This is a genomic window from Saccharopolyspora tripterygii (assembly GCF_054778355.1).
The window spans coordinates 1,040-13,259 of sequence record NZ_BAAGZP010000037.1; the positions used below are offsets into that span (position 1 = coordinate 1,040).

Annotated in this window: 13 protein-coding genes; 6 read left to right on the top strand and 7 right to left on the bottom strand. The window is 71.0% G+C overall.

Annotation, left to right across the window (positions count from 1 at the left end):
* On the top strand, positions 1-103 hold a 103-nt coding region (locus ACYVF3_RS26515), incomplete at its 5' end, for an adenosylhomocysteinase (RefSeq protein ID WP_461157014.1).
* 45 nt (positions 104-148) lie between these two features.
* Here the strand turns inward: ACYVF3_RS26515 and ACYVF3_RS26520 are convergent.
* The 3 genes from ACYVF3_RS26520 to ACYVF3_RS26530 all read right to left on the bottom strand — a co-directional run bounded on the left by ACYVF3_RS26520 (position 149) and on the right by ACYVF3_RS26530 (position 2,837).
* On the bottom strand, positions 149-718 hold the full coding sequence (locus ACYVF3_RS26520; RefSeq protein ID WP_461156974.1) for a dihydrofolate reductase family protein: 570 nt from the start codon (positions 716-718) through the stop codon (positions 149-151).
* 76 nt (positions 719-794) lie between these two features.
* A complete protein-coding gene (locus tag ACYVF3_RS26525) occupies positions 795-1,778 on the bottom strand; it encodes an Acg family FMN-binding oxidoreductase (protein ID WP_461156975.1) in 984 nt (327 codons plus the stop codon).
* Positions 1,779-1,835: 57 nt separating this feature from the next.
* Entirely contained in the window at positions 1,836-2,837 is a 1,002-nt protein-coding gene (locus tag ACYVF3_RS26530) for a LacI family DNA-binding transcriptional regulator (protein WP_461156976.1), read from the bottom strand.
* 107 nt (positions 2,838-2,944) lie between these two features.
* On the opposite strand from ACYVF3_RS26530, the gene hisD reads away from it, so the two are divergent.
* Positions 2,945-4,264: a histidinol dehydrogenase gene (hisD, locus tag ACYVF3_RS26535; RefSeq protein ID WP_461156977.1), complete on the top strand. Its 1,320-nt coding sequence runs from the start codon at positions 2,945-2,947 to the stop codon at positions 4,262-4,264.
* A 58-nt stretch (positions 4,265-4,322) separates the two neighbouring features.
* Here the strand turns inward: hisD and ACYVF3_RS26540 are convergent, their stop codons facing one another.
* Positions 4,323-5,540: a phosphodiester glycosidase family protein gene (locus tag ACYVF3_RS26540; protein ID WP_461156978.1), complete on the bottom strand. Its 1,218-nt coding sequence runs from the start codon at positions 5,538-5,540 to the stop codon at positions 4,323-4,325.
* A gap of 275 nt (positions 5,541-5,815) precedes the next feature.
* Here ACYVF3_RS26540 and ACYVF3_RS26545 point away from each other — a divergent pair, with 275 nt between their 5' ends.
* Together ACYVF3_RS26545 and ACYVF3_RS26550 are read left to right on the top strand one after the other, a co-directional pair.
* Entirely contained in the window at positions 5,816-6,784 is a 969-nt protein-coding gene (locus tag ACYVF3_RS26545) for a DivIVA domain-containing protein (protein WP_461156979.1), read from the top strand.
* 42 nt (positions 6,785-6,826) lie between these two features.
* Positions 6,827-7,450, top strand: coding sequence for a class I SAM-dependent methyltransferase (locus tag ACYVF3_RS26550; protein WP_461156980.1), 624 nt, complete (start codon positions 6,827-6,829; stop codon positions 7,448-7,450).
* Position 7,451: 1 nt separating this feature from the next.
* On the opposite strand, the gene ACYVF3_RS26555 is transcribed toward ACYVF3_RS26550, so the two are convergent.
* From ACYVF3_RS26555 to ACYVF3_RS26565, 3 genes are all read right to left on the bottom strand, one after another.
* Entirely contained in the window at positions 7,452-7,997 is a 546-nt protein-coding gene (locus tag ACYVF3_RS26555) for a type 1 glutamine amidotransferase domain-containing protein (protein ID WP_461156981.1), read from the bottom strand.
* Between the two features lie 80 nt (positions 7,998-8,077).
* Positions 8,078-9,037, bottom strand: coding sequence for an adenosine deaminase (locus ACYVF3_RS26560; RefSeq protein WP_461156982.1), 960 nt, complete (start codon positions 9,035-9,037; stop codon positions 8,078-8,080).
* A 35-nt stretch (positions 9,038-9,072) separates the two neighbouring features.
* The gene (locus ACYVF3_RS26565; RefSeq protein ID WP_461156983.1) at positions 9,073-9,810 is read right to left on the bottom strand and encodes a gamma-glutamylcyclotransferase; all 738 of its coding nucleotides are present in this window, start codon (positions 9,808-9,810) and stop codon (positions 9,073-9,075) included.
* Positions 9,811-10,018: 208 nt separating this feature from the next.
* Here ACYVF3_RS26565 and ACYVF3_RS26570 point away from each other — a divergent pair, with 208 nt between their 5' ends.
* Both ACYVF3_RS26570 and ACYVF3_RS26575 read left to right on the top strand, forming a co-directional pair.
* Entirely contained in the window at positions 10,019-10,969 is a 951-nt protein-coding gene (locus ACYVF3_RS26570; RefSeq protein ID WP_461156984.1) for a phosphotriesterase family protein, read from the top strand.
* A 71-nt stretch (positions 10,970-11,040) separates the two neighbouring features.
* Positions 11,041-12,219 (top strand): thiolase family protein, encoded by a 1,179-nt coding sequence (locus tag ACYVF3_RS26575; RefSeq protein ID WP_461156985.1) that lies wholly within the window; start codon positions 11,041-11,043, stop codon positions 12,217-12,219.
* The last annotated feature ends 1 nt before the right edge of the window (position 12,220 follow it).

Below are 12,220 nucleotides of genomic sequence, written 5' to 3' on the forward strand. Positions count from 1 at the left end.
CGACGCGCTCGGTGTGAAGCTGACGACGCTGTCGAAGTCGCAGGCCGAGTACATCGGTGTCGACGTCAACGGGCCCTACAAGCCCGAGCACTACCGCTACTGAGCAACCAGCCGTGAGTCTCCTGGACTCCCACCACTCCCGGGAGGCTCACGGCTGGCCGTGTCCCGCGCAAGCGTAGCGGTGGAACATCATGCCGTTGTCGAAGCGCTTGTGCTCCACGAGGTTCAGCGGCACCCGGGTGTTCGACGGGAAGATCCGGGTGCCGCCGCCGATCAGGATCGGCGCGAAGTACACCTGGACCTCGTCGACCAGACCCGCCTCCAGCGCCTGACCGCCCAGCACCGCTCCGCCGATGAGCAGGTCGTCGGCGCAGGAGTCCTTGAGCCGCCGGATGGACTCCGGCTCGAACTCCCGCATCAGCCGCGTGCGGGTCGTGGAGACACCGGCGAGCGTCCGGGAGAACACGACCTTCTCCGCCTTGCGCCACAGGTGCGCGAAGTCCTCCATCAGCGGTCCCTCGGCGGTGAAATCGCCTGTCTCCCAGGCGATCATCTCCTCGTACATCCGCCGCCCGTAGAGGTAGGTGCCCGCGCCGCGCTCGCGGTCGTTGATGAAGGCGAACACCTCGTCGCTGGGAACCGCCCAGTCGTAGCGACCCTCGGAGTCGTTCAGGTAGCCGTCGAGCGAACCGATCGCGGAGTAGATCAGCTTCGCCATGCGCACCTCCTCGTGCAGCCGAGGTCCCATCCTGCCCGAACACCACCCGGCTGCCCACCCGCAAGGCAAACGCCACCTAGTCCAGGAGCAGGTCCGTGGGGTCACGCCGGGGTGTTTCCGGAACGGGTGGTCCGTAGCCGAAGCGCAGCACGGTCTGGGGGTGCAGCGATCCACCCAGCATGGAGCGCAGCTGATCGCGGGTCTCGGGCACCTCGGTGACCACGGAGAGCACGGACGAGGAGAGGCCGTGGGCGCAGGCGGTCAGCAGGACGCGTTGCATGGCCTGCCCGGCCCGGAGCTCGTCGGCCCTGCTGCCGTGGTGCGAGCACAGCACCGCGAGCAGGGGCTCGCGTTCGAAGTCCTTCCCGGCGACCCGCTCGGGGGCTTGGCCTGCGGAGAAGTCCCGGACCACCCACAGGTCCTGGGGTTCGGGTCGAGGGCCCGAGGACGACGTCGGCATGCCCTCGGGCTCGTCGCGACGGCGTCCGGTCCAGCGGTCGAACTCCGCGCGGAACTCCTCGTCGTCGACCTGCCTCCGGTGGGCTCGGTGCACCAGTTCCGCGAAGGGGTCCAGCTCGGTGCGGGTGAGCACGTGCAACCAGCCCTGCTCCTGCTGAGCGGCGTCGATGAGCGCGTTGCGGTCGGCCACCGGTACCGGGATCTCGCGGAACGGGCGTCGATTGCTGCGCCTGCGGGCGATCGCGTCGTGGAGCGCGCGTTCGGCGGGCGTCGGCACAGCCCGTCCGCCGGCGTAGATCTCGGCGAGCGTCGTCGGCGAACCGGCGGGCGACGGCGGGTCCACCAGTGGGCGGACCCCCGCGTCGGTGAGCGCGAGTCGCAGGTTCATGATCGCCGCGCCGCAGGCCAAGCGCAGCTCGCGATCATCGGGATCGGCCGCGGGCAGCCGCCGCTGCGGGTCTGCGTGCACCTCGATGACCTGTTCGGTGAGCCGGAACCGCCACGGCTGCCGGTTGTGCAGCGACGGCGCGAGCCCGGCGGAGCGCATCAGCTGCCGGGTCCGTTCCGCTGACAGGCCCAGCGTCGTCGGGAAAGAAGCCATCGCTAGCCCCTCGATGTTCCGGCCGCACAACGCCATCCGAGTCTGGCAGACGTGGCGCTAGCGCGCTGGACGTGCGGTGTGCGCGGTGGATCCGCGCACGAGCAGCTCGCTGGGGAAGCGGTCCCGGCGGGCCGGGAGGTCGCGGTCGTCGATGCGCTCCAGCAACCGGCTGACCGCTGCGCGAGCCATCTCGGCGATCGGCTGGCGAACGGTGGTGATGTCGTAGGAATCCCACGCCGTCATCGCGATGTCGTCGTAGCCGATCACCCACACGTCCTCCGGGACACCGCGCCCGAGCGAGATCGCGCCGTCGACCGCGCCCAGCGCGGTGAGGTCGTTGGCGCAGAACACCGCCGTCGGCGGTTCGGGTCGCCGCAGCAGCTCGCGCATCGCCGAGCGGGCGAGGTCGTGGGCGAAACCGGCTGGGACGCAGAGGTCCTCGTCCAGCGGATGTCCGAGATCGGCCAGACGGCCGCGGAATCCGTCCTCGCGGTGGCGCGCGGTGCTCGGGAGCTCAGGTCCGCGCAGGAACCCGATCCGGGTGTGGCCGGTCGCCACGAGGTAGTCGGCGACCGCGCGGCCACCTGCGGCGTTGTCGGTGGTGACCTGGTCGCAGTCCAGTTCGTCGAGTCCGCGGTGCAGCAGCACGATCGGTTCGGCCCTGGCGACCGCGTCGGCGAGCTGCGGCGTCGCCTCGGTGACGGTGGTGAAGATCAGCCCGTCCACGGTGCCGTCGTCGAGGGATTCCAGCGCGCCCGAGCCATCGGGGCCGTTCCACAGCACCACGCGCTGCCCGGCCGCGTCGAGCGCTTCGGCGACGGCTTCGAGCAGCTGCGGGTAGAAGGGGTTGGTGATGTCGGCGACGACGACGCCGACGGTCGCGGTCCGGCGGGTGCGCATGGTGCGCGCGGCGGCGTGCGGGCGGTAGCCGGCCTCCTGCATCGCGGACAGCACGCGTTCCCGCGTCTGCGGTGCGACCTTCCCGTTGTCCTGCAGGACTCGGGACACGGTCATCTGAGACACGCCGGCCAGCCGTGCCACGTCCCGGCTGGTGACCACCGGACACCTCCTTCGCGTTTGCGTCGAGGAAACACATCCTACGGGGTTTACGTAAACATCCGGGCGCTCTAGGGTCCATGTGTACGTAAACATCCTGGGAGGGAACCATGACGTTCGCGCTGAAGCAGGCTCAGCAGAGCTCGGCGGCCACCACGACCTCGCTGCCTGACGTGCAGGAGAAGGTCGCCGCGATCATCGCCGACATCCGGGAGCGCGGTGACGAGGCGGTGCGGGAGCACTCCGCCCGGTTCGACAAGTGGGAGCCGGAGTCGTTCCGGCTCTCGCAGGCGCAGATCGACGAGATCATGGCGCGCGTTCCCGAGCAGGTCATCGCCGACATCCGGTTCGTCCAGCAGCAGGTGCGCGGGTTCGCCGAGAAGCAGCTGGAGTCGATGCGGGAGATCGAGGTCGAGACGCTGCCGGGCGTGCACCTGGGGCACAAGCACATCCCGGTCGCCGCAGCGGGCGCCTACGTTCCGGGCGGGCGCTACCCGTTGCTGGCCTCGGCGCACATGACGATCCTGACCGCCAAGGCGGCCGGGGTCCCGCGCGTGATCGCGAGCACGCCGCCGATCCGCGGCGAGATCCCGGACGCAACCGTCGCCGCGATGCACCTGGCGGGTGCCGACGAGATCTACCTGCTGGGCGGGGTGCAGGCGGTGGTGAGCATGGCGCTGGGCACCGAGACCATCGATCCCGTCGACATGCTCGCCGGACCCGGCAACGCCTTCGTCGCCGAGGCCAAGCGCCAGCTGTTCGGCGAGATCGGCATCGACCTGTTCGCCGGCCCGACGGAGGTCCTCGTCGTCGCCGATGACAGCGCCGACCCGTTCGTCGTGGCCGTCGACCTGCTCAGCCAGGCCGAGCACGGCCCGGACTCGCCCGCCGTGCTGATCACCACCTCGGAAGATCTGGGGCGCAAGGCGATCGAGCACATCGACGCGCTGCTGCCGGAGATGCCCACCCGCGACAACGCCGAACCCGCGTGGCGCGACCGCGGCGAGGTGCACGTCGTGGCCGACCTCGACGAGGCCTACCGGCTCGCCGACACCTACGCCAGCGAGCACGTGCAGATCCTGACCGAACGCCCCCGCGAAGCGCTGGAGAAGATGCGCAACTACGGCGCGCTCTTCCTGGGGGAGGGGACGTGCGTGTCCTACGGGGACAAGGTGATCGGCACCAACCACGTGCTGCCCACCCGAGGCGCCGCCCGCTACACCGGTGGTCTCTGGGTCGGCAAGTACCTGAAAACCGTGACCTACCAGGAGGTCACGGATCCGGCCGCCAGCGCCGAGCTGGGCGAGATCTGCGGACGGGCCGCCCGGGTCGAGCTCTTCGAAGGACACGCGCGCTCGGGCGACGTGCGGGCCGCCAAGCACGGAACCGCCGACCTGCCCTGGGCTCCGGACGCCCTGACCCGCCCCTGACCGCGACACCGAAAGGCACGTCGGCGGCGGCGTGGTCGACGGGCCGGGTCCCCGAGACCTACCGGGAACCGAAGACGCCGATGCCGTTGGGGACCTGGCGCTGCTTGCCGTCCGAAGGGGCGTTGCGGACGGTGGCCTGCGGGCTGTCGGGCGTGCGGACGGCCATGGTGGAGGAACCGCCCCCGTCGAGGTTGACCGCGTCGGCGGCCCCCAGGTCTGCCAGCAATCCGGCGGTCTCCTGGAGGCTGAGGCCGGTGCTCACCGGGGAGCGGCCGTCGGCCACCAGGAGGTAGACGCGCTTCCCGTCCTCGCTGATCCCGGCGGCGGTGCGGGGTGCCAGCTCGGCGGTGTCGAGGTCGGGGGCGGGGGCGCCGTCGCGCATGATGGGCGTGGCGCCGACGGCGAAGCTCAGCGGCATCCCGTCGGCCGGGAGCAGGGTGGTGTGCACGGCGACCACATCGCCCGGGTCGAGCGCTTCGAGCTCGGCGGCACCGCGTTCGCGGCCGGTCAGCACGACGGTGTCCGCGGGGATCGGGCCCGCACCGGGCAGGTCCGCCTCGGAGCGCACGACGCCGTCGGTGATGACGACCTCCTCGGTGTCCGGACTGCACGGTGCGGAGCGGTCGGCATCGGTGCCGCAGACCGACCGCGCGCGCGACACCTCGCCCCAGTCGTGCGTGAAGGCGCCGACGCCGTCGACCGGCAGCGCGTACTGGTTGAGGCCCGCGACGTCGACGATCCCGTGCGGCCCGAGGGCCTTTCCCGCCACCGACAGCGTCGAGATCCGCGCCTTGCGGTCGATTCCCAGCGCGAATACGTCCGCGTTGGAGGTGCCGCCGGGCAGCGCCGGACCGAAGCGCTGGCCGTCGGGAACCGCGCCCTTGAGCGGATCCCCGCCGGCGATCTCCGGTCCGACCGAGGATTTCGTCGGCACGATGCCCGGGTGCTCCTCGCTGATGTTGAAGAAGTCCCCGTTGACGCCGGCCGAGGCGCCGACGGCGTTGGTCTGGTCGGCGATCTCGTCCTTCGCGGCCACGGAACCCGCTTGCAGCAGGCCGAGATTCGCCCTCGGTTCGGTGAGATCCACCGTCACCAGGTGGGCTTGCACGGGACCGTGCGCAGTGGACAGCGGGAGCGGCCGGTAGGTCGCACCCGGTCCGATCACGACCTCGGAGTCCTGCGCTTCGGCCGCCTGGACCGGTGAGACCAGCGCCGCCAATGCCACCGCGGCACCCAGCGCGCGCACCCGCGCCACCCCGTTCGCCACCACGTCCACGCCCCCTCCATCGACCTGTTCCGGCGACCGCAGTCACCCAAGCAGCCGGCGATGAACGGTGGGTGTGTCTGGAAAGAACTCGCCGTGCACGCGACATCATCCCGGCACCCGCGGTTACCGCGGTTGGCTCAACCTGAATGGGCTGGCTCGGGCCTTGATCTCGCAGCCCGGTTTGGGCAAGCTGGAGCGCGCAGAACGGGCGGTCGGGGGCTCGGCGGGACAGCCGGGTATGCGTCCGAGAGGAATGATGCGGACGCCCTGTGGAGGCCCGAGTAATGCTCACCCCTGATGACGTGCGGAATGTCGTCTTCGGCCGGGCTTGGCGCAAAGAGCGCGGATACGACGAGGCGGAGGTCGACCACTTCCTCGGGAGGGTCGAGGCGACGCTGCGCGGCAAGCAACTGGTGACCGCCCGCGACGTGCTCACGACCAAGTTCAGCTCCCGCGCGCGAGGTGGACGCGCTTACAAGAAGGTCCAGGTGGACGAGTTCCTGGACAAGGTCGCGCTGACCCTGATGAAGCTCGAGGTGCGCGCCGACGAGCGTCGCAAGTCGCGTCCGACCGAGGAACCGGCCCGCACTCCCGCCGAGACCGCGAAGAAACCCGAGGAAGTGGCGGGGGAGCGGTTGCCCAAGCGGCCGGTCCGCGAACCGGCCCAGATCGTCGAGGCCGCCGCGCCCCGGAAGGTCTCGCCCGAGCGGTTCCGCGGCCTGCAGCCGGCCACCTCGCAGAGCTCCGCGCTGGACAAGGCCGAGGTCGACGCGTTCATGGACCGGGTTCAGGCGACGCTGCGCGGGATGGACGACCTCACGCCCAACGACGTCCTCAACGCCGTGTTCAACCCGCCCGCCCCCGGGATGCCCGGCTACGACGAAGCGGGCGTGCTCGCGTTCCTGGTCATGGTGTCCTCCAGCATCCGCAACATCACCCGCAACACCGGCACGAACATGCGCCCGGTGACCGGTACCGGCACGAACATGCGGCCCGTGACCGGTACCGGCACGAACATGCGTCCGGTGCCCGCGGGTGCCGGGCCCGCCACCGGGACGAACATGCGCCCGGTGACCGCCACCGGGACGAACATGCGGCCCGTGACCAGTACCGGAACGAACCTGCCTCCTGCGACGGGCACCGACCTGCCGCCGGTGGCGGCCCAGACCGGTGCGTTCCCCGCTCACGTCGGCGACAACCGCGCGGCCCGGCAGCGGATGATCCCCGGTCGCAGGCGGCCACCGCGGCGCTGAAGCCGGCGTCGCGCGGTTGCCCGGTCCGGTAGGTTCTCCGGCGTGGACGGCCAGCGCTCCGAGAAGCTGCGACGGTACTGGGACAACTCCGCGGCGTCCTACGACGGCGTCATGGCGCGGTTCGACCGCTACCTGGCGGGCGACAGCAGGCAGTGGGTCTGCTCCCGCACTCGTGGCGACGTGCTCGAAGTCGCGGTCGGCACCGGCCTGAACCTGCCGCTCTACCCGGAGGGCACCCGGCTGACCGCGATCGAGTGGAGTCCGGGCATGCTCGAGCTCGCGCAGCAGCGTCGAACCGAGCTCGGTGTCGAAGCCGACCTGCGGGAGGGAGATGCGCGCTCGCTGCCGTTCCCGGACGCGGCGTTCGACACCGTGGTCTGCACCTTCTCGCTGTGCGCGATCCCCGACCACGAGCAGGCGATCGCCGAGATGCACCGGGTCCTGCGGCCCGACGGCGTGCTGCTGCTGGCCGACCACGTGGTGAGCACCGCGTGGCCGGTGCGGGTGGTGCAGCGCTTGGCCGAGCTGGTGACGGTGCCGATGGGCGGTGAGCACTTCCGCCGCCGCCCCGCGCAGCACCTCCCCGCGGCGGGCTTCGAGGTGACCGAGTCCGAGCGCTTCAAGCTCGGGCTCATCGAACGCCTCGCCGCGGGCAAGCGCGTCTGACTCAGCTGGAGGCGATCGCCTTGATCACCGCTTCCTGGAAGGCGGGCAGGTCGTCCGGGTTGCGGCTGGTGACCAGGTTGTCGTCGATGACGACCTGCTGGTCGGTGACCTCGCCGCCCGCGTTGCGGATGTCGGTGCGGATGCTGGGGAACGACGTCAGCTGCCGCCCCCGGACCACGTCGGCCTCGACCAGCGTCCAGGGCCCGTGGCAGATCGCCCCGACCGGTTTGCCCGCGGTGACGAAATCGCGGACGAACGAGACCGCGGCGCCGTCGCGGCGCAGCTGATCGGGGTTGATGGTGCCGCCCGGCAGCACCAGCGCGTCGTAGTCGCGCATCGAGACCTGCGCGACCTCGCGGTCGACCGGGAACGTCTCGCCCTTGTCGATGTCGCCGTTCATCGCCTGGATCTTCCCGGCCCGCAGCGACACGAGCTCGACCTGACCGCCGGCCTGTTCGATCGCCTCGCGCGGACCTGTCAGCTCGACCTGCTCGACGCCGTCGGTGGCCAGCACGGCGACCTTCCGGCCGCTGAGCTGCTCAGCCATTGGAACCTCCTCTCGCGGGTACCCGCCCGCACAGGTACCCGCGGAGGAGGGAGTCCAAACCGCGTCCACTGGGGACGGGGTCAGTCGCCGATCTCGGCCTTCCACGCCGACTTCTGCTGCTCGGTGGCGAAGCTCGCGTCGAACGAGTTGCGCGCCAAGGTCTTCAGCTGGTCCTCGGTGATCCCGAGCTCGCTGCGCAGCGCGGCGAAGTTGTCGTCCACGTAACCCCCGAAGTAGGCGGGGTCGTCGCTGTTGACGCACACCAGCAGGCCCGCGTCCAGCATCGCGGGCAGCACGTGGTCGGAGAGCTTGTCCACCGCCCGGAGGGCCACATTGGACAGCGGGCAGACGGTCAGCGGGATCTGCTCTTCGCGCAGCCGGGCCACCAGCTCCGGGTCCTCCATCGCGCGGATGCCGTGATCGATGCGCTCGACCCCCAGCACGTCGAGGGCGTCGCGCACGTAGTCCGGTCCGCCCTCCTCGCCCGCGTGGGCGACGCGGTGCAGGCCCTCGGCCGCCGCCCGCTGGAAGACGTCCGCGAACGGCGCCGGCGGGTGCCCGACCTCGGCGGAGTCCAGGCCCACCCCGATGAAGCGCTCCCGGTAGGGCAGCGCGTGCCGCAGCATCTCGGCGGCGGCCTCGGGGCCCTTGTCGCGCAGGAAGCACAGGATGAGGTCGGTGGACACCGGCGAATCGCTCAGCGCGCCGGTGATGCCCTCGAAGACCGCGCCCAGCCGCACGCCGTTGGCCAGGTGCACCTGCGGGTCGAAGAAGATCTCCGCCCGCCGGACTCCGGCCCGCTCGGCGCGCGCGAGGTAGGCGCTGGTCAGGTCGTAGAAGTCCTGGTCGGTGCTCAGCACCGGCAGGTTCGCGTAGTACAGGTCCAGGAACGACTGCAGATCGCTGAAGTCGTACTTCGCCCGGAGTTCGTCGAGGTCGCTGGTCGGCAGCTCGACGCCGTTGCGCCCGGCCAGCTCGATCAGCATCTCCGGTTCGAGGGTCCCCTCGATGTGAATGTGCAGTTCCGCAGTCGGCAACATGTGAATTCCTCCCCTGAACAAACCTACCGGGGCGCTCAGCCCGCCGGAGGAGCGGCGGGGGCAGGAGGCTCGCCGACGATCTCGGTGCAGGTCAGGCCGTCGGAATCGGCCGGTGTTCCGGTGAGGTCGCGAGCCTCGTGCTGGCCGAGCGCGCTGCAGGGCACGAACCGGCCGTCCACCAGCAGCGGTCTGCGGATCTCGCCCAGCGCGCCGTAGGCCAGCAGCTCGGCGGCCCGGCCGGTCTCGAGCTCGACGCGCTCGGGGCCGTGCAGCCGGACGAGACGGTAGCGCTCGCCGCGGCCCTCGCAGACGTCGAGGACGCGTCGCTGCGCGGCCGTCGCGAGCCACACCGCGTGGTGCTCGACGACTCCGGGTGCCGAGACGAGCACGGCGGGTCGCTGCCCGTCGCGGGCGCGCACCCCGGAGGCCCACACCGCCGACAGGCCGGTGCACGCCGCCGTCAGCACCACCGCCGGACCTTCCAGGCCGAGCTCCTCGCGCAGCCAGGTGATCTTGCTGGGGCAGGCGTTCGACCCGTAGGCCAGCACGGGCCAGCGGGCCGAGAGCGGTTCGGCGCCGGCCTCGACGAGCGCGTCGTCGAGATCCGCCGCACCGGCCCGCCACCCCGACGATGCCGAGGCGTCGGGCGACACGCGCCACCCTGCGCCGTCGAGGTGCAGGAAGGAATGACCGGGACGCGCGCCCGGGTAGGGATCGGCCGGGAACCGGGTGTCGCGGAAGGTCGGGTCCCCCAACGAGCTCAGCGCCGTCATCCGTCCAACATGCCCACCCGGCATGGGTTCACACAAGGCGATCGGGCGTCTAAGAACTGTTCGAGAATTGTTTTGCGTGCGGGTGGCTGGTGCGGGTCGTGTGGGTGGTGGGGGAAGTTTTCATGAAAACTTCCCCCACCACCCACACGACCCGGCGTGGCCCCGTAGGTGCCGAGCACGCCGAGGTGGGTCGAGGAGGACGAGCACGATGGTGGAAACCGTTCGCGGGCAGGTGCCGGCCGATCAGCTGGGCACGGTACTGATGCACGAGCACGTCTTCGTGCTGGACGAGGAGATCCGCCGCAACTACCCCGAGTTCTGGGACGAGGAGGAGCGGGTCGCCGGTGCGATCCGGCGGCTGCGGGAGATGGTCTCGCGCGGGGTCAGCACCATCGCCGACCCGACCGTGATCGGACTCGGGCGCGACGTCGAGCGGGTCGCGCGGATCAACGCCGAGGTCGACCTCAACATCGTCGTCGCCACCGGGCTCTACACCTACGACGCCGTGCCGCTGTCGCTGCGGATGCAGGGCCCGGGCACGCTGCTCGGCGGTGAGGACCCGCTGGTGGGGATGTTCGTCAAGGACATCACCGAGGGCATCGCGGGCACCGGCATCAAGGCCGCGTTCCTCAAGTGCGCCATCGAGGAGGAGCTCACGCCCGGCGTGGAACGGGTGCTCAACGCCGTGGCCGAGGCACATCTCCGGACCGGCGCTCCGATCACCGTGCACACCAGCCCCGGGCACCGCACCGGCTTGGTCGCCCAGGAGGTGCTGCGGCGCAGCGGGGTCGACCTCGGACAGGTCGTCATCGGCCACAGCGGGGACACCACCGACACCGACTACCTGCGCGAACTCGTCGACAACGGTTCCTACCTCGGGATGGACCGCTTCGGCCTGGAGCTGCTGCTGCCCACCGACGAGCGGGTGGCCACCATCGCCGAGCTCGCCGGTGCGGGGCTGGCCGACCGGATGGTCCTGGCCCACGACGCCTCCTGCCACAACTCCTGGTTCCCGCACGGGCTGGTGGAGGAGGCCCTGCCGAACTGGCACTTCACGCACATCCACGACACCGTGCTCCCCGCGCTGCGCGAGGCGGGCGTGACCGAGCAGCAGCTGACGACGATGCTGGTGGACAACCCGCGCCGGTACTTCGGTTGAGCCTGCGGGCGTTTACAAAGAAGGGGCCCTCGCCTACTTTCGGATCGAGATCGTTCCGCAAGGGGGGGCAGATGAGCAGTCGCAGTGACCTGCCTGCGCACCGGAGGGCCGCGATCGCCGGTCTCGGCATGACCGAGATGGGCAAGGTCTACGGCCGGTCCGCGCAGCAGTTCGCCGCAGAGGCGGTGCGCCGGGCCGTGGACGACGCCGGGCTGGGGCTCGGCGACGTCGACGGCCTCCTCGTGTCGGCGGGGCTGGCAGGTGGTGTGGACCTGAGCCTGCAGGACGACCTCGGGCTGCAAGACCTGCGGTTGCTCAGCCAGATGCAGTCGTTCGGCTCGACGGCCGGGGCGATGGTCCAGCACGCCGCGATGGCGGTCGAGAACGGCATGGCCGACACCGTGGCCTGCGTGTTCGCCGATGCACCGCTGCGCGAGGGCACCTCCAGCGGAGCCGCCTACGCGGCCGATCGCTACTCGCCGAAGGGCTGGGGCGGGCTCATCGCCAGCAGCGGCTTCACCGGGCCCAACTCGTTCTACGCGCTGGCCGCACGGCGGCACATGCAGGCCTACGGCACCACCAGCAAGCAGCTCGGGCAGATCGCCGTCGCCCAGCGGGACTGGGCCTCGCGCAACCCGCTGGCGCGCTTCCGGGAACCGATGGACATCGCCGACCACCAGGAGTCCCGGCTGGTCGCCGAGCCCTTCCGCCTGTTCGACTGCTGCATGGTCTCCAACGGCGGGATCGCCGTCATCGTCACCAGGGGGGACCGGGCGGCCGCGCTGGCGCAGCCGCCGGTGTCGGTGCTGGGCTGGGCGCAGGCGCACCCGGGCCGGTCGATGCGGCGCGACGACGACTTCGGCCTGGTCAGCGGTGCGGCCCAGGCCGGACCTGAGGCGCTGCGGATGGCAGGCGTGTCGCTGGACGACATCGACCTCGCCCAGCTCTACGACTGCTACACCTTCACGGTCCTGCTGACGCTGGAGGACTACGGGTTCTGCGCCAAGGGCGAGGGCGGCGAGTTCGTCGCCACGCCCGGGGTTCTCGGCCCCGGCGGATCGCTGCCGGTCAACACCGGTGGCGGGCAGCTGTCGTCCTACTACATGTGGGGCATGACGCCGCTGTCGGAAGCGATCATCCAGGCGCGCGGCCACGCCGGCGACCGCCAGGTGCCCGACCACGAGCTGGTGCTGGTGTCGGGCAACGGCGGGATCTTCTCCCACCACAGCACGCTCGTGCTGTCCGCATGAA

Excerpts from the sequence above, each read along its gene's own strand:
- ACYVF3_RS26565 (WP_461156983.1), bottom strand. The coding sequence starts at position 9,810 with ATGACGGCGCTGAGCTCGTTGGGGGACCCGACCTTCCGCGACACCCGG.
- ACYVF3_RS26545 (WP_461156979.1), top strand. The coding sequence starts at position 5,816 with ATGCTCACCCCTGATGACGTGCGGAATGTCGTCTTCGGCCGGGCTTGG.
- ACYVF3_RS26570 (WP_461156984.1), top strand. The coding sequence starts at position 10,019 with ATGGTGGAAACCGTTCGCGGGCAGGTGCCGGCCGATCAGCTGGGCACG.
- ACYVF3_RS26520 (WP_461156974.1), bottom strand. The coding sequence starts at position 718 with ATGGCGAAGCTGATCTACTCCGCGATCGGTTCGCTCGACGGCTACCTG.
- ACYVF3_RS26575 (WP_461156985.1), top strand. The coding sequence starts at position 11,041 with ATGAGCAGTCGCAGTGACCTGCCTGCGCACCGGAGGGCCGCGATCGCC.
- ACYVF3_RS26525 (WP_461156975.1), bottom strand. The coding sequence starts at position 1,778 with ATGGCTTCTTTCCCGACGACGCTGGGCCTGTCAGCGGAACGGACCCGG.
- ACYVF3_RS26555 (WP_461156981.1), bottom strand. The coding sequence starts at position 7,997 with ATGGCTGAGCAGCTCAGCGGCCGGAAGGTCGCCGTGCTGGCCACCGAC.
- hisD (WP_461156977.1), top strand. The coding sequence starts at position 2,945 with ATGACGTTCGCGCTGAAGCAGGCTCAGCAGAGCTCGGCGGCCACCACG.
- ACYVF3_RS26560 (WP_461156982.1), bottom strand. The coding sequence starts at position 9,037 with ATGTTGCCGACTGCGGAACTGCACATTCACATCGAGGGGACCCTCGAA.